The 25,996-nt window shown below is 41.7% G+C and carries 25 protein-coding genes and 1 tRNA gene; 23 read left to right on the top strand and 3 right to left on the bottom strand.

What is annotated here, in order from left to right; all coding sequences use genetic code 11:
• Positions 1–205 precede the first annotated feature (205 nt).
• The 9 genes from ID165_RS18640 (at position 206) to ID165_RS18600 (ending at position 11,811) form a co-directional block, all read left to right on the top strand.
• On the top strand, positions 206–2,584 hold the full coding sequence (locus ID165_RS18640) for a TonB-dependent receptor (protein ID WP_192346887.1): 2,379 nt from the start codon (positions 206–208) through the stop codon (positions 2,582–2,584).
• Positions 2,584–3,747, top strand: coding sequence for a PepSY domain-containing protein (locus ID165_RS18635; protein WP_192346885.1), 1,164 nt, complete (start codon positions 2,584–2,586; stop codon positions 3,745–3,747). Before ID165_RS18640 ends, ID165_RS18635 begins: the two co-directional genes overlap by 1 nt.
• 633 nt (positions 3,748–4,380) lie before the next feature.
• Positions 4,381–6,753, top strand: coding sequence for a TonB-dependent receptor (locus ID165_RS18630; RefSeq protein ID WP_192346883.1), 2,373 nt, complete (start codon positions 4,381–4,383; stop codon positions 6,751–6,753).
• Between the two features lie 66 nt (positions 6,754–6,819).
• Positions 6,820–8,055 carry a DUF4374 domain-containing protein gene (locus tag ID165_RS18625; RefSeq protein ID WP_192346881.1) on the top strand — a complete coding sequence of 412 codons (1,236 nt, stop codon included), beginning with the start codon at positions 6,820–6,822 and terminating at the stop codon, positions 8,053–8,055.
• Between the two features lie 109 nt (positions 8,056–8,164).
• Positions 8,165–8,494 (top strand): DUF6686 family protein, encoded by a 330-nt coding sequence (locus ID165_RS18620; RefSeq protein WP_192346879.1) that lies wholly within the window; start codon positions 8,165–8,167, stop codon positions 8,492–8,494.
• 152 nt (positions 8,495–8,646) lie between these two features.
• Entirely contained in the window at positions 8,647–9,339 is a 693-nt protein-coding gene (locus ID165_RS18615) for a DUF4198 domain-containing protein (RefSeq protein WP_192346877.1), read from the top strand.
• Positions 9,340–9,532: 193 nt separating this feature from the next.
• Positions 9,533–9,859, top strand: coding sequence for a hypothetical protein (locus ID165_RS18610; RefSeq protein WP_192346876.1), 327 nt, complete (start codon positions 9,533–9,535; stop codon positions 9,857–9,859).
• 2 nt (positions 9,860–9,861) lie between these two features.
• Entirely contained in the window at positions 9,862–10,158 is a 297-nt protein-coding gene (locus ID165_RS18605) for a hypothetical protein (protein WP_192346874.1), read from the top strand.
• A gap of 9 nt (positions 10,159–10,167) precedes the next feature.
• The gene (locus ID165_RS18600) at positions 10,168–11,811 is read left to right on the top strand and encodes a PepSY domain-containing protein (protein ID WP_192346872.1); all 1,644 of its coding nucleotides are present in this window, start codon (positions 10,168–10,170) and stop codon (positions 11,809–11,811) included.
• Between the two features lie 366 nt (positions 11,812–12,177).
• Here the strand turns inward: ID165_RS18600 and ID165_RS18595 are convergent, their stop codons facing one another.
• A complete protein-coding gene (locus tag ID165_RS18595) occupies positions 12,178–13,638 on the bottom strand; it encodes a potassium/proton antiporter (protein ID WP_192346870.1) in 1,461 nt (486 codons plus the stop codon).
• Positions 13,639–13,731: 93 nt separating this feature from the next.
• Here ID165_RS18595 and ID165_RS18590 point away from each other — a divergent pair, with 93 nt between their 5' ends.
• The 3 genes from ID165_RS18590 to ID165_RS18580 all read left to right on the top strand — a co-directional run bounded on the left by ID165_RS18590 (position 13,732) and on the right by ID165_RS18580 (position 15,305).
• Complete coding sequence (locus ID165_RS18590) at positions 13,732–14,109, top strand: hypothetical protein (protein WP_192346866.1); 378 nt, start codon at positions 13,732–13,734, stop codon at positions 14,107–14,109.
• A 90-nt stretch (positions 14,110–14,199) separates the two neighbouring features.
• On the top strand, positions 14,200–14,688 hold the full coding sequence (locus tag ID165_RS18585) for a hypothetical protein (RefSeq protein WP_192346864.1): 489 nt from the start codon (positions 14,200–14,202) through the stop codon (positions 14,686–14,688).
• A gap of 77 nt (positions 14,689–14,765) precedes the next feature.
• Positions 14,766–15,305 (top strand): hypothetical protein, encoded by a 540-nt coding sequence (locus tag ID165_RS18580; protein ID WP_192346862.1) that lies wholly within the window; start codon positions 14,766–14,768, stop codon positions 15,303–15,305.
• A 77-nt stretch (positions 15,306–15,382) separates the two neighbouring features.
• On the opposite strand, the gene ID165_RS18575 is transcribed toward ID165_RS18580, so the two are convergent.
• Complete coding sequence (locus tag ID165_RS18575; RefSeq protein WP_192346860.1) at positions 15,383–15,946, bottom strand: Crp/Fnr family transcriptional regulator; 564 nt, start codon at positions 15,944–15,946, stop codon at positions 15,383–15,385.
• A gap of 176 nt (positions 15,947–16,122) precedes the next feature.
• Between ID165_RS18575 and ID165_RS18570 the strand changes: the two genes are divergently transcribed.
• Positions 16,123–16,677 carry a porin family protein gene (locus ID165_RS18570; protein ID WP_192346858.1) on the top strand — a complete coding sequence of 185 codons (555 nt, stop codon included), beginning with the start codon at positions 16,123–16,125 and terminating at the stop codon, positions 16,675–16,677.
• Between the two features lie 73 nt (positions 16,678–16,750).
• Here the strand turns inward: ID165_RS18570 and ruvC are convergent, their stop codons facing one another.
• On the bottom strand, positions 16,751–17,326 hold the full coding sequence (gene ruvC, locus ID165_RS18565) for a crossover junction endodeoxyribonuclease RuvC (protein WP_192346856.1): 576 nt from the start codon (positions 17,324–17,326) through the stop codon (positions 16,751–16,753).
• A 21-nt stretch (positions 17,327–17,347) separates the two neighbouring features.
• Between ruvC and ID165_RS18560 the strand changes: the two genes are divergently transcribed.
• The 10 genes from ID165_RS18560 (at position 17,348) to ID165_RS18515 (ending at position 25,745) form a co-directional block, all read left to right on the top strand.
• The gene (locus ID165_RS18560) at positions 17,348–18,448 is read left to right on the top strand and encodes a glycosyltransferase (protein WP_192346854.1); all 1,101 of its coding nucleotides are present in this window, start codon (positions 17,348–17,350) and stop codon (positions 18,446–18,448) included.
• A gap of 34 nt (positions 18,449–18,482) precedes the next feature.
• Entirely contained in the window at positions 18,483–18,734 is a 252-nt protein-coding gene (locus ID165_RS18555; protein ID WP_192346852.1) for a hypothetical protein, read from the top strand.
• 2 nt (positions 18,735–18,736) lie between these two features.
• Positions 18,737–19,948, top strand: a complete 1,212-nt coding sequence (locus tag ID165_RS18550; RefSeq protein WP_192346850.1) for a PP2C family protein-serine/threonine phosphatase — start codon at positions 18,737–18,739, stop codon at positions 19,946–19,948.
• 1 nt (position 19,949) lies between these two features.
• A complete protein-coding gene (locus tag ID165_RS18545) occupies positions 19,950–20,576 on the top strand; it encodes a polysaccharide deacetylase family protein (RefSeq protein ID WP_192346848.1) in 627 nt (208 codons plus the stop codon).
• Positions 20,573–21,682, top strand: a complete 1,110-nt coding sequence (locus tag ID165_RS18540; RefSeq protein WP_192346846.1) for a glycosyltransferase family 2 protein — start codon at positions 20,573–20,575, stop codon at positions 21,680–21,682. The genes ID165_RS18545 and ID165_RS18540 overlap by 4 nt, the downstream gene beginning before the upstream one ends.
• Positions 21,679–22,455, top strand: a complete 777-nt coding sequence (locus ID165_RS18535) for a TatD family hydrolase (RefSeq protein ID WP_192346844.1) — start codon at positions 21,679–21,681, stop codon at positions 22,453–22,455. Before ID165_RS18540 ends, ID165_RS18535 begins: the two co-directional genes overlap by 4 nt.
• On the top strand, positions 22,452–23,519 hold the full coding sequence (locus tag ID165_RS18530) for an asparaginase (RefSeq protein ID WP_192346842.1): 1,068 nt from the start codon (positions 22,452–22,454) through the stop codon (positions 23,517–23,519). Before ID165_RS18535 ends, ID165_RS18530 begins: the two co-directional genes overlap by 4 nt.
• 123 nt (positions 23,520–23,642) lie before the next feature.
• Positions 23,643–23,727, top strand: a tRNA-Ser gene (locus ID165_RS18525).
• A gap of 257 nt (positions 23,728–23,984) precedes the next feature.
• The gene (locus tag ID165_RS18520) at positions 23,985–24,164 is read left to right on the top strand and encodes a hypothetical protein (RefSeq protein ID WP_192346841.1); all 180 of its coding nucleotides are present in this window, start codon (positions 23,985–23,987) and stop codon (positions 24,162–24,164) included.
• A 57-nt stretch (positions 24,165–24,221) separates the two neighbouring features.
• Complete coding sequence (locus tag ID165_RS18515) at positions 24,222–25,745, top strand: hypothetical protein (RefSeq protein WP_192346840.1); 1,524 nt, start codon at positions 24,222–24,224, stop codon at positions 25,743–25,745.
• The last annotated feature ends 251 nt before the right edge of the window (positions 25,746–25,996 follow it).

The following is a 25,996-nucleotide window of genomic DNA, read 5'->3' as shown; positions in this document are numbered from 1 at the left end:
AATCGGATCAGAATATTTCTACCTCAATTTATTCATTTTGGATCCGATATCACATGTATTCGTTGGATTATTTTGTGCTTCATATGGCTGAAAAAGAGGAGGAAACATATTTTGGAATTAATTTTTATTAGATTAATTCTAAATAACTATTGTTTAGAATGGTTCTAAGTAATAGGTTTGCAGAATAGTTGAAACCAAACAAATTATGAATCGCAGATTTATACTATTCTTAAACCTATATCTCTTGAGTATTCTAGGTGCTATTGCCCAATCCGGAAGCATCAAGGGGCAAGTCACTACCTCTGACAATCAGCCTATGGAATTTGTCAATGTGGGTATAAAAGGTATGGCCAAAGGGAATACTACTGACCGGAAAGGGAATTTTGAAATCAAAAATCTTGCGCCCGGTACTTATACAGTTTTCGCCTCATTCGTGGGGGTGGAGAAGCAGGAGAAACAAGTCTCTTTGGAGACTGGGGAAGTGCTGACGCTAAATTTCACTTTGACAGAAAGCTCCACCGACTTGAATGAAGTAATCGTGACAGACATAAGTTCCAATCGCTTTTACTCAGACAGCAACTTCACAATAGCCAAGCTTCCACTCAAGGATTTGGAAAATCCGCAGGTTTACAATTCTGTTTCTTCCAAACTTCTCAAAGAGCAGGTCGTGACCAATATGAATGATGCGCTGAAAAATGCAACAGGTATCACCAGGCTTTGGGAGTCTACCGGTCGGGGAGGAGACGGAGCGGAATATTACTCTATGAGAGGATTTGCGGTACAGCCGACTATGGTAAACGGGATGCCAAGCCTGAATAACGGCGGACTGGATCCTGCGAATATAGAGACTGTAGATGTAATCAAAGGGCCGTCAGGAACGCTCTTCGGGAGTTCTGTCATCTCATATGGCGGCCTGATCAATATTACCACTAAGCGTCCGGGGGATCTGTTCAAAGGTGAAGTAGGATTTATAACAGGTAACAATGGACTGAACAGAATCACGGGTGATGTGAATGTTCCATTAAATGAGAATGCTTCCATGAGAGTGAATACTGCCTATCAGCAAAACAATACATTCCAGGATGCAGGGGGAAGGACTTCATTTTTCATTGCGCCTTCTTTTAAATTTCAGGCAAGTGAGCGCCTGTCTTTCTTGATCAACACAGAGTTTTTGAACTCAAATTCGGTAAATGCCCCGATGATTTTCCTGAATAGATCAAACCCATTGACTTTTGATTCCATTGAGCCCTTCGAAAGAAATTATAAACGTTCTTTTACAGGGAATGAATTAAGTATCAACAATAATTCCTATGCACTGCAGGCGCAGGCTTTCTACAAGCTTTCAAATTCTTGGACCTCTCAAACGGTAGTTTCGAGAAGCTCTACCAAAACTGACGGCTATTATCACTACCTGTTTGACGGAAGTGACGGAGATTCATTCTACAGATTCATTTCTGACAGAAACGGACAGACGATTTCTACTGATATTCAGCAAAATTTCATCGGTGATTTTCTGCTGGGGTCAATGCGGAATAAATTGATCGTCGGATTGGATTACTACGATCAGGATATTATGAATAGCAGCACCGGATGGGTTGCAAATGGTGTAGTCACACTGTCTGACGGCAATGATACAGGTGTTTTGACCCAAGCGGGTGTGGATGAATTGCTGAAAGATACTTTCGAAGGAAATACTACAGGGAATACCAGAGTCCTAAGTGCCTATGTTTCTGATGTGATTGAATTGACTTCACAGCTATCTGTGATGGCCAGTGTACGAGTGGATAATTTCAAAAACGAAGCATGGGGAGCCGATAGCGAGCAAAATACACAGACGGCAGTTTCTCCTAAATTCGGAGTGGTTTATCAGCCCGTGAAAGATAAGATTTCCATTTTCGGGAACTATATGAACGGATTTTCCAATGTGGCTCCGGCTACTGTCTCCGATGTTGACGGAAGCAATTCAAGATTCATTACTTTTGACCCTGAACAGGCCAATCAGTACGAGTTTGGTGTGAAAACCAATGTCTTAAGTGATAAAATCACTGCAACTGCGAGTTATTACAACATTACAGTAAGTAATCGAGTAATGACTGACCCTAACAACGTGAATAATTCTATCCAAGGCGGAGAAGTAGTGAGTAAGGGATTTGAATTGAGCGTAATCGCAAGTCCGGTTGAGGGGCTGAATTTGGTGGCTGGCTATAGCAATAATAATTCGGAAGTGACTAAAGACTATCCTGAAAGCGGCTATTTGGGCATGCGTCCGGAAGAAGCGGGACCTGAGAGTTTGTTCAATTTCTGGGCAAGTTATAATTTCTCCGCCGGTGCTTTGAGAGGTTTCGGTCTTGGCTTTGGCGGCAATACAGCCAGTGAGTACTTGACTTTGAATAGAGATAATATCGGTACATTTGCGCTCCCTTCTTATCAGGTGTTTAATGCGTCCCTTTCATACACGGGATCCCAATATTTCTTAGCTTTGAAAGTCAATAATCTGGCCGATCAGAAATACTATTCAGGATGGTCAACAGTGACTCCCCAGAATCTTCGAAACGTATCGCTCAGTCTCAATTATAGATTTTGATGAATCTAAAAAAAACGCTGAATAAATTGCACCTCTGGCTCGGACTATCGTCCGGGCTTGTTGTGTTTATAGTGGCTGTTACCGGATGTGTTTATGCCTTTCAGGCAGAAATCAAAGATTTGACATACCCATTCCTTTTCGTTGAACAGCAGGAAGGGAGAGTTTTGCCTCCAAGTCAAATCAGTGAAATAGCCCAAGAGGCTTATCCGGATGGACATCTTCATGCAGTGCTTTACCCGGCCAAAGAGAGGAGTGTACAAGCTATATTCTTCAGCTATGGAGAAGGGCATGATCACTATCAAATCGCCTATATCAACCCTTACACAGGAGAAGTGCTCAAGTTAAACGATGAGTATGCAGACTTTTTCAGATTTATTCTGGATGGACATTTTTACCTTTGGCTTCCTCCTGAAATTGGCCAGCCTGTAGTAGCCAGCTTTACCTTAGTGTTTCTCTTTATGGTGATTTCCGGTCTTATTCTTTGGTGGCCAAAAAAGAAGAATCTCAAGCAGAGTTTAAAGATAAAATGGTCTGCGAGATGGAGAAGAAAGAACTATGACTTGCACAAAGTACTTGGGTTTTATGTAATGACTTTTGCATTGGTTTTTGCAGTTACAGGGCTTGTTTGGGGCTTTTTATGGTTTAGGGATGGTGTGTTCTTCGCAGCATCCGGTGGTGAGAAGTTTGTGGAATACTACGATCCAATTTCAGATTCTACTCAAACTTATCAAGGAGAAATTCCTGCATTGGATGCGGTGTGGATGAAAATGAATGCGGAATATCCCAATGCTGACTGGATAGAAGTTCATCCTCCAGGGTTCGAGGGAGCTGCGATCGCGGCCAATGCCAATCCTGATGCGTCCACTTTTTGGAAATCAGATTATCGATACTTTGACCAAAATACCTTGGAAGAACTTCCCGTGGCACATTTTTATAATCGGTTTGAAGAGGCTACTGTAGCTGAGAAAATCATGCGGATGAATTATGATGTACACGTCGGAGCCATTGCGGGTTTACCGGGGAAAATTCTGGCTTTCTTCCTAAGTGCAATAATTGCATCCTTACCTATAACTGGATTTTTGATCTGGTGGGGGAGAAGAAATAAGGCTAAGAAGCAGCCTGTCACTCAGGCTAAAGAAATGTTGAAACTGACGGAAGCTTAGGCCATTGTAAGTGGTAAATAGTGAGTAGTTATTGACTGAAAAATTGTCCTTGGTCAGATTAAGTAAGAAAAATTTAGGATTTACAAAAGAATAATGACGGTAAGTGATTTTAGAAGCAAAGTTGGGTCACCCTGAGTGTCCCGTATAGCTATCGGGATCGAAGAGTCCTCGACTCCGCTCTGACGGACACAACATTTGCGTACTTATTTGAATTCCGTCATGGCTAGCGAAGTCGAAGTTTTTTTCATCTGTTTGTAATTGTTTTTTAGCGGCCATATGGAATCTGGCATGCATTAAACCGTCCCTGTGTGTGACTCTCGCATCATGCTCGATTTCATGTGGATATGGCCTTTGTAACATGCCCTCAACTTCGCTTGGACTTACATTGAAATTCTAGAATCCAATATCTCGATTCTAATGTCTCATACCTTACCTTAAAATAATTTCAAAAAACCTCAAAAAATCTGATCATTTCTTTGTCAGACTAGCATCCATGGCTTAGATTTGTCTTAATTTAAAATTAATCTAAATAATAATAGACAGAAGCTTTACTGCTAACAAATAGAAGAAGCCACACGGCGGCAACCGTATGGCTTCTGGTACTAAACTTCCTAATTCTCCAATTAAAAAGCGATGCAATATAGTAAAATATTGTTCCATGTATTTTTGTGCATTTTTTTCGTTAACACGGCATTTGCGCAGCAAAATACTACGATTAGTGGCCTTGTCGTAGACAAAAGCGGCAATCCCATCCCCGGGGTCTTGATCCGAATCTCTTCGGTGTCCAAAGGACTGCTTTCTGATGATCAAGGCAAGTTCTCTGTTAATCTTTCGGCTAATAGCACCTATATACTTGAGTTTTCTTTCATGGGTTTTCAGGATCATTCTGAGAATGTTATGCTTGGTGCTGAATCTCTAAATCTGAAAATTGCACTCGCAGACGACACAAATGACCTGGAAGAATTTACCGTTCTGGGTAAGTCAGAATTACGGGAAGTAGAGGAGCGTGCTTTTAATGTGACGGTGCTCGATGCTCGTAAGCTTCACCATACTAATTTGGATTTGGGACATGCGCTAGACAGAGTTTCCGGTGTGCGGGTGAGAGAAAGCGGTGGGGTTGGTTCGCGGATGAATTTTTCCCTGAATGGCTTTTCAGGAAAGCAGGTGAAGTTTTTCATAGACGGAATTCCGATGGACGATTTTGGTTCCTCTTTCCAGCTAAATAATATCCCGATCAATCTTGCTGAGCGGATAGAAGTATACAAAGGTGTCGTTCCGGTTGGGCTGGGAGCAGATGCTCTTGGTGGAGCCGTAAATATTGTCACCAAGAATGTGCAGAAAAACTACGTGGATGTATCGTATTCCTACGGCTCTTTCAATACACACCGAACCGTTATCAACACTGCCTTTGTGGCAAAATCCGGTTTCACTGTTCAGTTGAATGCCTTCCAGAATTATTCGGACAATAATTATTGGGTAGATGTGGACATTGCGGATATAGAGACAGGTAAATATTACCCGGATCAGCGTGTACGGAGGTTTCATGATACCTACCATAATGAGACTGTGATCGCACAGTTGGGGGTGCAGGGAAAACAGTACGCGGACAAACTTTTGGTAGGTATCACGGCCGGGAAAAACTATTCGGAAGTCCAGACGGGAGCACGATTGGTAACTGTTTTTGGTGATTGGCATCGCCGGGGAACCATCCTTATGCCCACCCTGAAATATCAGAAGAGAGATCTTTTTGTCAAAGGACTGGATGTGAACGTGAATGCCAATTACAATTTTGGCTCAGAGCAAAATATCGACACGGTAAACCGCCGGTACAATTGGTTCAGACAGTATAGAGAATACGATGTGCCGGGTGGTGAGCGTTCTTATACGCTCTATAAGTTTAATAATAACAATGCGGTTGTTACAGCAAACGCACATTACAATTTTGGCAAGATTCACACCATCGCCATCAGTAATGTGTTCAACAGCTTTAATCGGGAAGGGAGCGATGCGCTTAGCCCAGACAATGACCGATACGAAGAGCCACGTAAAAGTCAGAAAAACATCACAGGGTTAAGTTATCAGCTCAACTGGGAAGAAAAAGCCAGTATCTCTGCTTTCACTAAGATTTACAACCAAACCAACTATTTCGCCATGTCTTACAATCCCACTGGGAATTATGGAGATGTGGCTTACCGCAATGAGCAGGAGAATTTTACCTATCCGGGATTCGGAGTGACGGGATCTTACTTTGTCACCGGAAATATTCAGACAAAAGCTTCTTTTGAGAAAAGCTACCGTTTGCCTGAGCCCGAGGAGCTTTTCGGAGATATGGTGAATCTGCAGGGCAACCTAAGCCTAAAACCCGAGACAAGCTACAACTATAATGTGGGGCTGAGTATTTGGAAGCAGCTGAGCGCAAACCATCGCATAGATCTTTCTGCAAATGGGTTTTATCGAGATGCCAAAGATTTCATTCGTCCCCGTCTGAATAATAACCAAGCCATGCAAGTCATGGATAATCTCTACAGCGTGACCAATATCGGTGTGGAGGGAGAAGTCCGATGGACGTATAAGAATCTTTTGTCCGCGGGTGCAAATATCACCTACCAAAACCTGCTCAATAATACTGAATTCGAAGAAGGTCAGTCTATTCCAAGTTTGGTCTACAGGGATCGGGTGCCAAATATGCCCTATCTCTTCGGAAATGGAGATGTGAGCGTGATGCTTCAGGATGCCTTTGGCAAAGGGAATGACCTCAATTTTGGGTACAATCTACTTTATGTCCATGCATTCTATCTCTACTGGCCAAGTCTGGGGAGCGAGAAGTTTGACGTGCCGGAGCAGCTATCCCATGATGTAAATGTGACCTATACCACAGGAAAAAAAGGCAGGCTACAGCTTATAGCCGAATGCCGAAATATCCTTGACAGTAAACTCTATGACAATTTCAGCTTACAGAAACCGGGAAGGAACTTCTCAGGCAAAATCAGATACTTTATTTATTAATTCTTTACCAATTCATATGAAATCGTCAAAGATTCCATGTGCCCATAAAAAATCAAATTTAAACACATGAAAACCAACTTTAACTATTTGCTTGCTTTGGCCTCGGCCGTGACTATAGGTTTCTCTGCCTGTGATTCTGATGATCCTAATCCCGGTCCTGTGGCACCTGTTTCAGAGAGCAGATACATAATTGCATCTACACCACTGGCTTCTGATGGAGTTGCCGATTATTTATTGACGGCGGAAAGCCTGACTGAAGGGACTGTGAGTACACTGGGAAATGGTGTGGAACAAGACGGGACTTACCGCTATTATGTAACGCACAAGAATAAGTTTTTCAGTCTGCTCTATGGTCAGGGAAACCCCGGAGCTGTGACTACCTATGAACTGAATTCCAGCGGTGCTTTGGAGAAATTGTCAGACTTTCAGGCTGAGACTGTACAGGCTTTTGGGCCGATGAACGATGATATTGTGATGGCAAAAATCTCAAGAAGTACTACAGACCCGGTAGGTTCCTGGTATAGAATGAATGCCGATCAGCTTCAGATCGTAGCAGATGGCAAGTGGAACCAAGAAGAAATTGCCAATAATGGGGAGCGTGCATTTTTCACTTGGATTACTCAGGTAGGAGATAAGCTTTTCGCTCCTTACTTCAGTATGAAAGCATGTTGCAATGATTCCTTTGGCACAAACTATCCGGACAGTGCCTGGATCGCAGTATTCGATTATCCAAGTATGGAATTAAATAAGGTGATCAAAGATGACCGCACCAGCTTTATAGGCAGATATTTCCTTTCTGGACTTGAAGTCGATGAGCAGGGAGATGCCTATGCATTTTCGGCTTCGGTTGCGACATCCAATGGTACTATGACTTCTACACTTCCTTCGGCATTTACCAGAATCAAAAAAGGAGAATTGGAATTTGACCAGTCTTACTATTTCAATGTGGAAGAACTGGCTGATGGATACTATGTCACGGCAAAGACTTATGCGGGCAACGGGAAATTCATCGTAATGATGAACAAAGAAAAGGGGCTTTATACTGTGGGAAATCGATTTGGAGTAGCAGATGTGTATAACAAAACCTTCAGTTGGGTGACAGGTGCTCCCGGGGAAGCTTCCATCGTCAATGTGACTACGAATAACTTCTCCGAAAAAGACGGGCTTGCCTACATCGGCATTACCACAGACTTGGGCAGTTGGGTGTATGAGTTCAATGCGAATACCGCCACCGCCACAGAAGGCTTGAAAGTCGATGGAGGTAGAATCACTGCAATCAGCAAGCTGGAAGTAGCAGAATAGATGTCTTGAAAAAACTAAGTCCTGGGAATTTAGCTGCATTTGAAAACTAAACCGGCAAACGCTCTTATCCCAGGCACCAATTAAAATCTTTATCCAAAACCAATCGCTTATGTCTGCCTGTCAAACAGAAATAATCTATCAAAACGATGATTTTGTTTTTACACGATGCATCGATTGCTGCAGAATGGGACTAATGTTCAAGCAGGCAATGATCAGTTTTGACGAGCTCAATTTTGATGCTTTTCGAAGATATTTGGAGCGTATGGATTTTGAAATTGAGAAGTATCCCTTTTTTGATGGACTGGATCGGGTAGTGATCGAGACTTATCATCCGGACGTACAGTTTACCCTGCTGGAGGAAGAGTTTTATCGGCTCAAAGCGAATGTGATTGAAGCCCATGCTCAGTTGCAGTTAATTGAATTGATTAGGAAGATGTAGGGTGCTATGCGACCGATGACAAAAGACACCTGACGATAGGCAGGGGAGACCGAAGAATTAACAATTCCAGCTTCTGGAGAAGCAGGAGAACGATTAAACAGTGATAAAAACTTTGTGAACCTGAGTACCCTTTGGGGCTAAAAAAACAAACTATGAATATACTAACCTTGAAATCGTTTTGCCTTACACTAATGCTTATGATGCTTATTGTGAGTGTACAGGCCCACGCGTTATGGATCCATACCGCTTCCAATGCTGAAAAAGGCAAGGAGCATCCTTATCGGATCTATTATGCAGACTATCATGAAAACGCCATTGAGGCTGTAGCCAATTGGTATTCTGATGTAAAGGAGTTTGAACTGTGGCTAATCAGCCCATCCGGTAAGAAAACAAGACTAGAGCCTACCGCAACAGTTGAATATTTTGAAGGAACATTTTTACCTGAGGAAGAGGGAGAATACAGAATGGAAATCAGCCATACTGCCGATCCGGGCGATAGTAAAACTGCCTATCAGTTTAATGCCTATGCGCAAGTGTGGGTGGGAAAAGGAAAATCCAAAGCCAAAGTGGATACTGATCTTGCACTGATCAAAAATGCTAATTCCTCAGAATATGAGCTGCTTTACAAAGGGAAGCCTTTAGCCGAGGGAGATGTGATGGTGCTGGGTCCCAATGCTGAAACACAGGAATTGAAGACTGGCAAAAAAGGCAAAGTTAGTCTTGATCTGGCAAATAAGGGGGTCTATTTCGCGGAAGCTACCCATACCGAAAAGCTTCCCGAAAATGATCCGTCGGGTTTGAAAGCTATCTGGAGATGTGCTACACAAGCCATTGAAATACACTAACTGAAGACGATTGATTGGGTCATTTTTAAATCTGTTGTTTGAACTATGAGCTTTTCTTTTTCAATAAATATTTTTAATGCATCAGGGGGACCTTCCTTGCTAGGTTCTCCTGGTGCCATTTTGGCACCGTACGCAATTTATATGTCGCAAATAGTATAGTAAAGACTGAATTGACTATTAACCCTTTGGTACTATGATTACACTAAGTATTTTACTCTGCTTTTTTGGATTTGAGTTTTTTTATCAAACTTCCAAAAAAGCTATCCTCAATCGACCACCTCTGATGTCTTATTGGTTTGGAGCCAATGAAAGACTAGCCAAAATTATAGGCTCCTGCTTCTTAATTGCTGCACTGCTTTTTTCGATTGGCTATCTCGGATTGGGTTCTGGGATCTTTACTTTTCTGTGTATCCTGATGATGGTGGGGAGTTTGGTGGTGCTCATTTCTCCCATTTGGAAGCTGAATGTTTCTTGGCTTTTCGTCGGGTTTGTGTTGCTGTTGTTAATTGAAATAATCTAATCATGCCTGCAAATAAAAAATACTTAACCCCCACATTTCTACACAGGTTCTCACGCATTACGGCTGGATTCATTGGAGGTTATGCAGTCACTGTTTCCTTCTTTCTAGCACTTTCCTTTTGGCTGGATAAAGTATCCGTGCTGTTTACACTGGTTTTCGGTGGGTTCCTTCTGTGGGTGGCGTTGATGATCATCGCATTTATTGCCGATAGTGGCTGGAAAATCTGGGGGATATACATTCTCCTCACACTGTGCTTTTCAGCTATTGTTTACCTCAACCAATCTTTGGCAGTCATTTAATCGGAACTTATGAGCAACAGGATTTATAATATTTTATTTCATACACATACCATCTCGGGGATTGTTATCAGCGTGGCATTGTATGTGATTTTCTTTGCCGGTTCTTTCTCATTTTTCAGAGATGAAATTGTCAGCTGGGAGCGGAATGAGTCAATTTCTGAGGGATGGATGCTACAGGAAATGGACTTTGATCTTGTGCTGGATACACTGGAGACACGAAAAGGAATCGCCAAGACAGACGTTGCTTTTAACCAGCATTATGATGAGCAACGCCTGGGGGTAACCATTTCTGCACCTAAAGGTGCTGAAGTTAAGGAAGGAGAGAAGGGGAGAGGGCGTGGTGGTCGTGGAAATTTCTTCTATTTGAACACAAAAAATCTGGACACTTATGATTATCAGGAATCGTATTCGTTCGGAGAATTTCTTTATAGACTTCATTTCTTCGCGCAGCTGAATTTTTTCGGAAGGTCAGGCTATATGCTGGCGGGAATTATCGCTTTTTTCTTTCTTTTCGCAGTGATTACAGGGGTGATAGTTCATTGGAAAAAAATTATCAGCAACTTCTATATTTTCCGTCCCAATAACAGTGTCAAGAACCTTTGGACGGATGCACATACTGCACTTGGGATCATAGGTCTTCCATACCAGTTTATGTTTGCACTTACAGGCGTGTACGTTATTGTGGGGCTTACAGTCATGTCTCCTGCGATCATCAATTATATTTATGAGGGAGATCAAGAGAAGGCCTTTAGTGATTTTGGCTATAGTCCACCGAAATTTGAGTTTGTGGGAAAACCTCTCGAAGGAGAGTTTTCAGTAAATGACCTGCTTGCTGAGACAAAAGAAAAATGGCCGGAATTTCATGTGCACAATGCGAGCATTTTTAACTATGGGGATGAAGGTATGCATGTGCAGTTTACGGGGAAATCTGACTACAATAAAAAATTTGCCAGTGCAGGGAGCATCACTTATCGTATGTTGGATAGGGAAATTATAGCTGAAAAAAGCCCCTTTCAGGATGTCTCGTATCTCGACGGAGCCCGTGCTGTGATTCTGAGATTGCACTTTGGCGATTTTGGAGGTAAGGGGTTGAAGCTGGTTTATTTTGCGCTTGGCCTATTGACTTGTTTTGTGATTATCTCCGGAGTAATGATCTGGCTTGTAGCTAGGGACAAGAAGCATGTCTCGCCTGCAAAGCGAAAATTTAATGCATGGCTGGTGTGGTTTTATCTAGCGGGATGCCTAAGCATGTTTCCTGTGACGGCATTTACATTTGTGATGATCAAAGTAGGCCTGCAAGATCCTGGCGTGGATCGTATGGGATTTATTTTTCAAACGTTCTTCTGGTCTTGGTTGGCATTGACTCTCATTTTTACCTTTATACGAAGCAATGCCATTACCAATAAGTTTACTCTGATTCTGGGGGGAACCATCGGACTTGCAGTTCCTGTCGTGAGTGGGGTGATTTCAGGAAACTGGCTTTGGATTACACTTAAAAATGGACAGACCGATATATTTTTGGTTGATGCATTGTGGCTGGTTATTTCCGTTTCCGCACTAATGATAGGGGCGAAAATGAAAACAAAAAATGCGGATTCGGAACCTTCTAAACCGGCGGTTTCCAGAAAAGAATCTACACTGGCAGTGGGTTGATTTTTTGTGTTGGCGGAGCGATGATTCAGGCTCCGTCAACTTATTTCTACCGAGTAGAGCTTGAGGAGGTTTTTGAAGAGAACACAGTTGCCCTCCTTCTTTGGAAACCAGACTTGGTTTATTCGTTCCTACCTATTTTTGAAGACTTGGGTTTTCCGGGAATTTTTTGGATGCGAACGCAAAGATTACCGTTCGTCACCGTACTTGGTGAAGGCCTGACTGTTGCCATCAGGCAGTTTTTCCGACTAAAGTCTGAAACTGAAAATTGCGACTTTAAAACTGACCACTTTCACTTTCCTCCCTACACGGCTCACGATTTTTACCTTCATACCCGCTTCGGAAGACCATTGCCTAAATATACTTTTACTAAATCCCGAGTAACCTTTTTATCTGATCTTCTTCTCTTTCATTTTCAGTCATAATCATTAGTTCATCTCCGTCTTCCAATGTGGTCTGACCACTCGGTGTGATGAATTTCCCATCTCTTTTTACAAGCACGATTAGTGAAGTGTGTGGGAAGCCAAGTTCCAGGATTTTCTTTCCATTAATCGGACTGTCTTTAGGAAGCTGGATTTCCAGAATTGCATTTTTAAAATCCTCCGAAAGCTCAATATCGAGCATAGAGCGCTTTTTCAGCGAGGCAGGCAGGGAAAGATGCAGGAGCTTTGCCGCTAAGGGGAGCGTGGTGGCTTGGATAGCAACTGAGGCAAGCACAATGAAAAAGACAATATGGAATATCACGGAAGCCATTTCTATGTTTTTGATCAATGGTAAAGTCGCAAACACGATAGGAACGGCTCCCCTCAATCCAACCCAAGAGATGAATGTTTTTTCTCGTAACTTGAATTTGAAAAAAGAGAGTGAAATAAATACACCTAGAGGCCGGGCGATAAAAATCAAAAATAAAGCCGCCAAGATGGCAACTCCTGATATAGGTATGAGTTGTTTTGGGAATACCAACAGTCCCAAGGCTATGAACATAATCACTTGCATAAGCCATGCAATCCCGTCAAAAAACTTCATCAGACTCTTTTTATGGGCCATTTTCCCATTCCCCACGGTGATAGCACTGATATAAACAGCTAGAAATCCATTGCCTTTCAGCAGATCCACCACTGTGTAAGTGATGAGAACCAGTGCCAGAAGCATAACTGGGTAAAGCCCCTCAAAGTCCAGTTTGACTTTATTGGTCAGCAAGACAGTCAACCTTCCAAACAACCAGCCCAACAAACCGCCTACTATCATCTGAATGAGGAATAAGGGGATGATTTCCCCGACTGATCCTGTTTCCAGAGTGATCAGCCCTAAAACCGAAACCGTAAGGAAATAAGCCATAGGGTCATTGCTTCCGCTTTCCAGCTCCAAAAGAGGCCGTAGATTACCTTTCAACCCTATGCTTTTTGCCCGTAACACAGAGAATACTGCGGCCGCATCAGTGGAAGATACGATGGATCCAAGAAGTAAACTCTCCAGAAAAGTGAGCTCCGTAATCAGATAAACAAAACCACCAAGCGAAAAACTCGTAATCAAAACGCCCAATGTGGAAAGCGATATACCTGGCTTAAGAACAGGCTTAATGCTTGGCCATTTGGTGTCTAGACCACCGGAATAGAGGATGTAGGTCAGGGCAATGATACCCAGAAATTGGGCGATTGCAGGATTGTCAAACCGAATTCCCCCGATCCCATCTGATCCTGCCAGCATTCCTACTCCCAAAAATATCAGGAGCATTGGAATGCCTGTTTTGCCGGCAGTCTTACTGGCAAGAACTCCTGCCAACAATAAAAGTGAGCTGATTAAAAGTACGTTTTCGGCTGTGACAGACATAGGGTTGTGATGGAATACATCAAAATTAACAAAAGATTCATTTACTTTTGTGTTGGATTCAGATTGAGGAAAGCCCCCTTTTTGTAAAATAGAATGAAAAAACTTAATTCACTTATTCACCTTTTCTACCATCTCCTGCTGTGGGTTGTTTTGCCTGCTACAGGTTTGGGTGTCCGGGTAGTTGCCGGTGAAGCAGTTGACAGCAGCCATTACAGCGTATCGAAGAGTGATACGAATTTCTCTGAATTCCTGCATTGTGTCAATCCTGATTGGTATAGCATCAATTCCCGGGAATCCCAACAAAAGATGCTCTGGGGAACAGGGCATTGGCCGGTCCTTTTTTCGGCTGTTTACAAAGTTGCTTTTAGATTTTCCGGTAATGAAAAGCTAAGTCCATTTTTTTCAAACACTCCTGTATTGGGGGCTTTAACCACCACTAAAATCATCTTTCCTTTTCATTATTTCTGGTAAAACGGAGCGCAATTCAATTTGACATTGCTAAATCCTTCTGGCTTTTATAAGCCAGGCAGGAATGATATTCCATTTTATCAATCCATACAAATGAGTGAACTAACATTAATAATCGTAACGGTGGCATTGACTGGTCTGGTTTGCCTACCATTAATTCTTAATCATTTCAGACAAAAGAGCAAAGGCAATCTGCTAAAAGAACGGCTCAAGGCAGAGATGCGGGCAGACCATCTAAAAATTAGTGATTTTGAAACCTGGCGCGAAGCTTATTGCATGGGCTTGGATCAGAAAAATAACCAGCTGCTGTTTCTGAATTTGCTGGAAACGAATAATCCGGTTCAGAAAATAGACCTTGGGCAAATCCGGCTCTGTAAGCCGGCCAGACAATACCGAGAAGTGAAGGAAGGAAAAGAAAAGAGGCAAATCATTCAGAAGGTGATGCTAGTGCTAGATCAGTTTAATGAGCAGAATAAACCCTTGGAGGTCGAAATCTATGACGAGGAGAAAAGTAACTATTTGATCAACGAGTGGGAACTGGCTCAGAAATGGTCCCAGAAGATAAATGAACTGAGAAACTAGTGTAATAAAGGGGGGCTGATTGGCTTCCCTTTTTGGTAAAATTCTTTATTTTGGCTGTGTAATTCTTTTTTTTAGAAATGGCACAAGCAAGCGAACTAGCTCCCGGAAGCAAATTGATTCATCCTAAATTCGGAACCGGGATGATTCTATCCTTGGATGAGACGTATTATAAGATCTATTTTTACGCAACAGAAGAAGTAAAAATGCTCGCAAGAGATTATGAAGGGTTTGCAGTGGATGACGCAAAGGTTCCGGATTTTCCCATGCTCACGATGAAGGATGTGGAAAAGGCAATTCGAGAGGCTTTGATTCAAACTTCCGAAAGGGCTCCGATTGTACCTCTGGGAGGAAAATGGATGGGTGGTACTGTAGTCTTCGAACCTAATGACGATACATTGCAGTCCAAGGAAATTCCGATGGCGACTTTTTTTCACAAAATCGTGATGGTACGGGAAAAGCTCCGTGTATTGGAGCAAAATATCAACAACCATCCTAAACTCGATGATGAGGACCGTGTTCATCTTCAGCAATACATAACGAGAGCCTATGGTTCACTGACTACGTTCAACGTGCTGTTCTCTTATAAGGAGGACCAGTTTAAGGGAAGTGGGTCTTGAAATGTTTATTGTGACTTAGAAGAGAAAGAAGCCTGATTTTAGGCATACTTTACCGGCGGATTTTCACGAGGTGGATGTCAGATCCTAGCCCTTATCCTGCTAAGAGTTTCGATAGTCATATCCAAAAAAGAAGCGATCTGACCTACAGATGCCTTGTGGATTACCTTTGGCCGGTATCGCATCAGTTCGAGGTACCTTTCCTTGGCAGTTTTGAATTTTGTGAAGATGCGCTGCTCTTCGAGCACGATATAATACTGCTCCAAAATCATACGGTAGGCTCGCTCCAGTTCCGGGAAGTCAATGAAGCAGGCTTGGAGATTTTCATAGGAGATTTTGAAAATTTTGCTTTTTTCCATCGTTTCAATGTTTTCGTACGATGGTTTTCGCGTGATAAATGAGTGCATCGCTGTTACAAATTCCTCGTCCAAAGTGAAAGAAACTGTGATGTCCCTATTTTCGCGGATGTAATAACTTCTGGCCGAACCCACTGCTACGAAATACAGATAATTGCTTATTTGCCCTTCTTTTTCGAGCAGGAAACCCTTTTCCACTTCAAATTCATCAAGGTGACTTGCGAAAGCCCGCTTCGCTTCATCACTTGTAGTAGGGAATTTGCTGAGCAGGCTTAAGAAATTTTCCATATATTCGTTGCTAAAAATTTACGGTAATTAACTTAAAATAATGATTCTGTCTTAGTTTTGTTCAGTTAATTTAAAAGTAGGACTATCAGGACGCATCAGAGCATTGGTAATAGCCTGGCTTTTGATCTTCAAATCAGTACATTCTATAAACCTATCACACTATTAATTACTATTTTATGAAAAAACTTTTGGTACTAGTCTTTGCGCTCGGTTTCTTCGGTGCAGCTCAGGCACAATTTGGAGTACGGGCAGGTTTCAGTAGCGCAAATTTCACTGATTTTGAAACCGATGCTATTGCGGGATTTCATGCAGGGGCGTATTACAAAATAGATTTGGGATTTCTGGCAATAGAGCCCGGACTTCAGTTTTCCCAAAAAGGGCACAAGCGGGTTGGAGATACAGGTACGCCGGCTGCGGATAAAGAAAGGTTGAATTATGTGGATATTCCAGCACTGGTTCGTGTTAATCTTCTGCCTTACCTGAATGTCTTTGCCGGCCCACAAGCCTCTTTGTTGGTTTCCAGAAAACTTGAATATGTAGATGGAAGTAGCATCACGACCACTGATCCTATCAGAAAATATGATATAACAGGTGTGGTAGGCGTTGGTGCTAATTTACCACTGGGGTTGAATGCTCAGGTAAGTTATGATCTCGGGCTTGTGAGCGCTAATTACTACGAGGTGAATGTCAAGAATAACGTGTTGAAAATATCTTTGGGATATGATTTCTAAGTGATTTTGTACTTCATGAGCACTAAACCAAAAGGAGCTGTCCTTAGCTAGATTAGCCATAGGGCAGCTTCATTTATTTTTTCAACCGATCCGGATTTTCTTCTATAAATGATTTCCACCCCGCATTTCTTCCTTTCGTCTGAATTCTTCCTTCGTGGAAATGATGGCAAAGTGCTACGGCCAATGCATCGGTAGCATCCAGCATTTTTGGCAACTCAGTCAGATTGAAAAGTGTCTGAAGCATAGCAGCAACTTGCTCTTTCGATGCGTTTCCATTTCCGGTTACAGACTGTTTTACTTTTTTGGGAGAGTATTCAGTGATCGGTATGTCTCTTGCCAAAGCTGCTGCCATCGCTACCCCTTGGGCTCGGCCGAGTTTGAGCATGGATTGCACGTTCACTCCAAAAAAGGGTGCTTCCAAGGCTACGCAGTCAGGCATAAATTCCTCTAAAATCCCGGTAATTCGTTCAAAAATTTTCTTGAGTTTCAATTCGTGCGATTCATACTTTTTCAGATGAATTACGCCATATTGGAGAATTTTGTATTTTTTGCCCTCTGTCAAAATCACCCCATAACCCATCACGTTGGTGCCGGGATCTATACCTAGGATGATTTTTTCCTTTGGGGCTTTTTCTTGTTCTTTGCTCACCTCCGCAAGTTAGCCCAAAACATGCTAAGTTTTTATCTGATCTGGTCTCTGAGTTACCTCACATTACTGTGGTGGATGAGTAGGTTTTGGGTGAAAGAACAGAATACTTCTATAGCACAGTCATTTAGGCTAAATGTTACGCTCCTTATCCCTTTTCGGAATGAGAAGGAAAATATCCCGAGTTTGATTTTAAATCTGAAGAAGCTCCGATATCCACAACTTGAAATACTTCTGGTAGATGACCACTCGGAGGACGGATCATTACAGCTTTTAAAAGAGGGGCTTGGGGAACTTTGGTATGTGAAAATTCTTGAAAGTCCGGCTTTCGGGAAGAAAAAGGCAGTGGAATACGGTGTAAAAATGGCCTCCGGTGAAATCATCCTATGCTCTGACGCTGATTGTTTCTTTCCTGAATTATGGATTGAAAGAATGGTTTCTCCATTTCAGGATACTAAAATTCACTTAGTAGCGGCAGCTGTGATGGTAGAGGACAAGGGCAGGTTTTTGGATATATTCCAATCTTTGGATTGGGCGGGTATCTTGTTGATAACTAGCTACTCTTTTTCCAAAAATAAGCCACTCATGTGCAGTGGGGCAAATTTGGCGTATAGAAAAGAAGCTTTTGAGAAAGTGTGCGGATACGAAGGGAATCATGAGTTTGCTTCGGGAGACGATGAATTTCTTTTGAAAAAAATCCATAAGTTTTATGGTCAGGGGGCGACGGGCTACCTGTCTTCATCAGAGAGCTTGGTCAAGACAAATCCTGAGCTTACTTGGCGGGATTTGATCAACCAGCGTATCCGCTGGGCAGGTAAGTGGAAAGCACATTTTTCTCTTTCTCATGCTATATCCGCCCTAGGGGCGTTTATTGTTCAATTGATATGGATTGGTAGTTTTTCGTTGATCTTTCTGGGAGGAAAAGGAATTCTGACCTTTGGGGTAGTTTGGCTTTTAAAGGGAGTGGCAGAAAAAATTAGTTTAGGTGGAATTTTAGAAGTGTTGGGCTGCAAACAGAATAATATCTCTATACTCAAGACTTCGCTTGTACATCCGTTCTATGTCTTATGGGTTGGGATAAGGACATTGGACGGAAAATTCACGTGGAAAGGCAGGGAGAACTAGAGAAGTGTTAATTTAGAATCTGAAAATTTGAATCATGAACGAAGAGGAATTTGACTTGATGGACGAGCTTTATTTCGTCCAGCCCTACGGGTATCTTGTAGAAACCCTGGATTGGGAGGAGGAATTGTTGTTGAAAACATTGCAATCTCTTTTCTCTCAAGGGTATATCAAATGTCTGAACGATCCGGACACAGAGAGATTTGGAACTGTGGACATCATGAAAGAAGGTAAGGACTTGTATTTTTTGGCGACAAAAAATGGTCTCATGGCACATAATACACTTTAAAATTGACCACAGAAACACATAAATTCCAAAGGAAGGAACTGCAACTGAAATCTCTGCTGGAGATCACACAGGCTATTAATGAAAATCAGTCTGAAGCGGTTTTACTCAATATTTTCAAGTTTACTTGCTTAGTGCATCTAAATATCAAATCTCTTATACTCTATGTAGCTAAGGAAGGGGCTTTTGAGAATAAAATTTCGCACGGAGTGAAGGGGAATGTCCCGATGTTGATCTCTGCAAACCAGGTGATGGATGAGAAATCCACGGGGGAACTTCGGTTGGAATTGGAGGAAGAATATTCTTTTGAAGAACTGGAAACATACCTGCCGGTTTATCATAAGGATAAGATGCTTGCTATCCTCTTTTTGCGGAGAAAAGATCAAAGTTTGGAACTGGATCTGAATTTCACCCAAGCATTGACAAATATTCTGGTGGTGGCATTAGAGAACAAGCGCTTTGCCAGAAAGCAGCTGGAGCAGGAAATATTAAACAGGGAAGTTGCTATTGCGTCACAGGTACAGCAGATGCTTTTCCCTGCGGAACTTCCTATAGAGACGGAACTCAAGGCAAAGGTGACCTACTTGCCACATAGTATGGTGGGGGGAGATTATTACGATCTTATCCGAAAATCCGAAGATGAAGTTTACTTCTGTATAGCAGATGTATCGGGCAAGGGGATTTCGGCAGCCTTGCTGATGTCAAATTTTCAGGCAGCATTGCGTACACTTTTGCGTAGCGATGCGGATCTTGAAATGATCGTAAAGCAGCTGAATTACACGTTGTATGAAAATACACATGGGGAGCGGTTTATTACTTTTTTTCTGGGACATTTCAATTTTAGAACCCGGGAACTTAACTATGTAAATGCCGGGCATAATCCTCCGTTGCTATGCAGGGGAGAAACGGGGAAATGCGAGAGACTCCATGCAGGAACCACTATACTAGGGGCTTTTGATGAACTTCCATTTTTGGAGATAGGTAAGCGTGAGCACCTCGGAGACTTTTCACTCCATCTTTATACCGATGGGCTGACTGAAGCCATGAACCCATTCGAAGAAGAATACGGAGAGGAACGTCTGGAGAAATTTATAGATAAGCATTATAGCTTGGATCCGGATGATTTTCATCGAAAATTCTTGAAGAAAATCAATGAGTTTTCGAAGAATGTGCCCTTACGTGATGATCTGACTCTGTTGAGTTTAAGGTTTCAATGATATGATTTTACATACTGTGCCTGTTCTTTTTCAGTGGTTTTTCCCAAAAAGACTTTGGGCTAAAGGTGCTGGAGAAAACACCGTTTACCTGACTTTTGACGACGGTCCCGTACCCGGAGTTACAGACTATGTGTTGGGAGAACTGGCCAAAAGAAATCAGAAAGCCACTTTTTTTGTAGTAGGAGATAATGTGCGCAAGAACCCTGAGCTTGCTCACGAAATCCTCAGTGAAGGCCACAAACTCGGTAACCATACGTTCAACCATCTGAATGGATGGAAGACTGAAAATTCTGCCTATTTTAAGAATATTGAGCGTTGTGATCAAGCGCTGGGCGATTTGTTAGGCCTCAAAACAAAGTTGTTTAGACCGCCTTATGGATTGATTAAATCCAGCCAAGCTGTGGAGGTTTCCAAATTACATCAGATTGTGATGTGGAGCATGCTTTCGGGTGACTACGATCAAAGCATGAAACCAGAAGGCATTTTGAAAAATGCTAAAAAATACACCAGTGATGGCACTATTGCGGTATTTCATGATCAGCTGAAGACCAAGGAAGTTATACCAAAGATTTTGCCTCCATACCTTGATTATATTCAGCATATGGGCTGGAAAACAGGTGTATTATGATATTCTGGTTTTGCATCGGGATAGTAGGGCTGATTCTGGTTCAGTTTATTGTAGCGATAATTCGTGTTAAGCTTTTTTGGAAAAATCATAAGGATTACCTGACAGCACAGCTTCCGTTTGTATCCGTTCTCGTAGCTGCCAGAAATGAGGAAAGAGATATTCATAAGCTATTAAGGTCCTTCGAGTTGTTGGATTATCCATCTGAGAGTATTCAATTTCTATTTGCGGATGATCAGAGTAATGACCGCACTGCTGAGGTCTTAAAGGATTGGTGCGCCCGGGAAATAAATCGACAATTAGTAACTATTGTTACTTCGCAAAGCGGGATGTTTAATAAAAACGGCAAGGCAAATGCTTTAGCTATTTTGGAAGAAAAGGCTACAGGTAAATACTACTTTTTTACAGATGCAGATTGCGAGGTAAGTCCCGATTGGATCCGGGAAGGGGTGGATGCATTTGCCGGAAATGTGGGGTTGGTGATCGGGATAACTCAGGTGAAAGCAAATCGATGGATGGAGAAATTCCAAGAGATTGACTGGTGGCTGACTTTGGGATTTGTCAAAGTGGCAACTGACCTGGGGATTCAGACGACCGGGCTTGGCAATAATATGGTAATCAGCAGGGAGGCATATAAGCAATCAGGAGGTTTTAAAAACTTGCCTTTTTGTCTCACCGAAGACCTTGAAATTTCCAGATCCATTCAGCGGGAAGGATTCACCATCGTCCACAAAGTGAGCAGGGGGATGCTGGCAATGACAAAGCCCGAAGCAAGTTTCCCGGATCTGCTGGATCAGCGAAAACGCTGGATGGGTGGGGTGATGACTTTGCCTTTTTATTGGAAGTTGATTTTGGGACTCCAGATTGGCTATTTTGTTTGTCTCATTGGTTTGATAGTACTGTTTCCGCCCATAGGCTTGCTATTGGGATTAATCAAAATGCTACTGCAGGGTATGTTTTTAAGATTGTTTTCCCGTAAAGCAGGCGTGAAAATCAACGGCTTATCTCTTCTGCTTTTCGATTTTTATAATCTTCATACTACCGTCCTTACTATTCTTTACTATTTTTGGCCTTCCAATACAAAGTGGAAATCCAGAATATACCCATGAACTACATAGAGACGCACGCACATATTTATTCTTCCAAGTTTGATTCCGATAGGGATCAGGTAATCCAGGCTATCAGAGAGGCGGGCATAGAGCGGGTTTACATGCCTAATGTGGACGTGGAAACGATAGAGGCAATGTTGGCTTGCGAGGAGAAATATCCGGGACTATGCATCCCCATGATGGGTTTGCACCCCTGTGATGTCAAGGAAGATTTTCAGGAGCAGTTGGCGATTATGGAAGACTGGCTGAATAAGCGACAGTTTGCAGCGGTGGGAGAAATCGGACTGGATTTGTATTGGGATAAGACATTTTTTGAGCAGCAAAAAGAAGCCTTGAAAATCCAGATCAATTGGGCTAAACAGAGAGGTCTGCCCATAGTATTGCATTGTAGAGTTTCTATGGATGAGACCATAGCGATAGTGAATGAAGAGCATGACGGTAAATTGAGAGGAATATTTCACTGTTTTACCGGAACCGCAGATCAGGCCCGGCAGATTATTGGCATGGGCTTTCTACTTGGGATCGGTGGAGTAGCGACCTTCAAAAACGGAGGGTTGGATCAGGTTATTCCCGAAATCAGCCTTGATCATTTGGTTTTGGAAACCGACGCTCCATACCTGGCTCCGGTACCATTTAGGGGGAAAAGGAACTCTCCTGCTTATTTGCCGATTATTGCAGAAAAAATCGGAGATTATCTCGGGATTTCGAAGGAGGAAGTAGCTCTCAAAACAAAACAAAACGCCCTTAACCTATTCAGTGAAATTGGATCATGAATTATAAAATAGTACGATTAAATACGGCACTTCGCACCAGCAAAACCTCTTCGGTGCTTATCATATATACCGGTGGTACCTTAGGGATGGCCTACGATGACAGCGGTGCGCTTGTACCGTTTAACTTCGGTCAGATTCTGGAGAAAATCCCCATTCTCTATACCATGGATATAGCCATTACGGTAATATCCTTTCCGGAGCCGATTGATTCTTCCAATGTCTCCATGAGCCACTGGAAAGACATGGCCTATATTATCTATGAAAACTACGACAGCTATGATGGGTTTGTGGTACTTCATGGCACAGATACCATGGCGTATTCGGCTTCTATGCTCAGCTATATGCTTCAGGGGCTAAACAAACCCGTGATATTCACAGGAGCGCAGCTGCCGATCTCTGCAATGCGCTCCGATGCACGTGAAAATCTAATGACTTCCTTGGAAATCGCCACAGCAAAGATCAATGGAGAGCCGATAGTGCCAGAAGTGTGTATTTTCTTTAATCACCTTCTGCTAAGAGGCAATCGCTCCAAAAAAGTACAGAGTGTGCATTTTGATGCATTTGAATCTGAGAATTACCCTCCTCTGGCAGAGTCGGGAATTGTGATTGATTATAATACGCAGGCAATACGGCCTTTGGAGTCGCATAAAAAATTGGTGAATAGAAATTCACTTGACAACAATGTGCTTATTCTCAAACTATTCCCCGGAATTACTCAAAATGTAATAGATTCTATTCTTGACATTAAAGGATTAAAGGCAATTGTGTTGGAAACCTACGGCTCGGGAAATAGTCCCAGCGAAGAATGGTTTATGAATTCGCTACAGAAAGCGATTAAGAAAGGCATAATTATCCTAAATGTGTCCCAATGTAATGGGGGACGGGTGATTCAGGGCCGCTATGAGACCAGCAAGGAATTGCTGAATGTGGGAGTGATCAGCGGAACAGATATGACTACCGAAGCCGCAGTGACTAAACTGATGTTTTTACTAGGCCAAGAAAATAACCATTCAGATATTATAGAGAAGCTGAAGGTCCCATTGGCAGGGGAGATGAGTGCTTAAATCCTAATGCATAGTCCGGATTAAACATAATTTCATCGGCTATTTTCCGCTATTATTTGGAAACGGCATTAATAATAATTTTCTTTGCACTCCGATTCGGGGTATTGAGTCGGAAAACAAGCTAGAGAGGTGGCCGAGTGGCTGAAGGCGCACGCTTGGAAAGCGTGTATACTGCAAGGTATCGAGGGTTCGAATCCCTTCCTCTCTACATTTAAAAGCCCTAACCATTAGTATATCAAAAGTTAGGGCTTTATTTTTCTAGGGGGGTAAACGGGATGTGAATTCTATCCAAATGGTACAGGTTTTGACTTTGATAAAGTATGAAAATCTTTCAGTAGTAAATTCCCGTTTAAATTCTTACTAAGTGGTGTGATGAAATAATGGGAACAACATATGGAAATATTTCCTATATTAAAACGATTTTTATACCCGTGTAATAGTGTCTAACAGCAAAAATTCATAATTATGAACAAGATAAGCGGTTCTCAGATTCTAACTCGTGAAGCAAACCTTGCGGTTAAAAAACTTCAGGAAGCAGATGCCTTTGTTAGTAGAATTATATCTGAAACAAAGGAAAAGCAGGCTGAAGTGTTGAAACAGAAAGAGGTCGACCAAAGAGGGCTTAGGATGGTTGTTCAGCTCTAAAATTAAACTAGATGCCAAAAGTTGTACCTTATACAGAAGAGAATCTCTCTGAATGTATTGTCTAATGATTTTACTAGTTCTAAAGTGGTTTCTAGCAAAAACCACTTTATTTATTTTAAAGGATATTTAGGTGATGGGGGGTTAAAGGCTAGGACTATAGTTGTTGAGGAAGATTATGTTAGCAAAGATTTTCTTCAGGATTATGCCTCTTACTACGCTTTTTGTTTCGAAAAATACCCTAAGTTTTGTAATAGGGTTCATTTTTTCTCTAATGAATTTGATCTTGAAACATTCCAGGGAATTATAACTGAAAATGAATCTAGAAATGAGGAGTTTTGGAGCAAATACTTGGGATTTGTTGTAGTTAAGCCTATCCCCACTAAATTCATAGGGTATACGGTGTTAAAGACGTATGAATCAGGTATGGCTTTTGAATCCAGAAACTTTTGGGGAGTTCGAGAATATGAAATTCATTTATTTGGAAACAAGGTAAGAATTGCGTCTCTGGCATTTCAAGAACAAGATAGTGTGCTGGCAGCCTGTGCGACCACAGCAATTTGGTCGATGTTAAATAAGGCTTCAATTGATTTTCATACGGTATTAAAGTCACCAAGTCAGATAACTAAAGATGCTGATAATGTTTCCCCAGATGGTAGCAGGCTCTTCCCTAATAAAGGTCTAAATTTACTTCAAATTTGTCAGGCAATCTTTAATTCAGGTTTAGTTTCTGAAGTTAAGCAGGCTGATTATCAGGTTAGAGATATACATGGTAATATACTAAGGAATTGTATTACGGGGCTCTACATGAAAAAAATTTTAAATGCATATTCTCCAGTTGGTATTCCATTGATTTTTGTAATCAGTGTTCCCAATAATGGCGGATATGGGTTGCATGCTATTGCTGTCTCAGGATTTAAACAATCCGCTCCCAAATTAATACCGCCAACGACTGATGTTAGTTGGCTTGCTAGCAATATTGAAAAATTTTATGCCCATGATGATCAGTGGGGGCCATTTGCGAGGATTGATTTTTTAAATGATTTTGAAATTGAAACTCCCTGGACAACGTTTGCTTCTGGAAAGCCACCTACATATGTTACAAATATTGTAGTTCCGATTTATCCAAAAGTTAGAATTTCTTACGAAGATATTGAGGTTATTGTACTTGGTTTGGATACAATTTTAACACTTTTTTTTAATGGTAATATAGTTGCTGATTTGGTATGGAATATTCAAATAGATTATAGCGAAAATTTCAAAAATGGATTAAAAACTTCAAATTTAGACAGAGATGAAATTCTGAGCAGACTTATAAATAGTATGCCAAAATATCTTTGGATTGCGTCTTGCTATATAGCTGATTTTAAGGTTATTGAATTTACTTTCGATGCTACAAATGTGAATAATGGGATGTTTGGGGAAGATGTTATATGCTACTTGGAACCTGAAATCCGTGATAAGCTTCATGAGTTTCTTGAAGGGAATCATGAATTGTTGAAAAGTCTTTTTAAACATGCGGCTACTGAAAGCTACTACGATTTCATCTCCTCTCAGTTGAAAAATCCAACATCTATAGCTTAAAAGCTCATTTAAATCATATAGGAGGAAAAGAAATAATATCAATCCAAAGAAACTGAAATTAAGAGTGAAAAGGTGATTTTGTTTTTTTTAGTTATTTGGGTATGGATTCGTTTTCCTTCCTCTCTAATAGTAAAATGCTAACTGTCTAAAAAAATTGATGGTTAGTTTTTAGCGGAGAGAAAATGGAATATGGTTATTAAGATCAGTTCTAATTACTAATCCAAAAGCGGTTCCATACTTTATAAAATTTC

It is taken from the genome of Algoriphagus sp. Y33 (assembly GCF_014838715.1).
In the GTDB taxonomy this organism is placed as follows: domain Bacteria; phylum Bacteroidota; class Bacteroidia; order Cytophagales; family Cyclobacteriaceae; genus Algoriphagus.
This window is presented reverse-complemented; position numbering and strand designations above follow the sequence as displayed.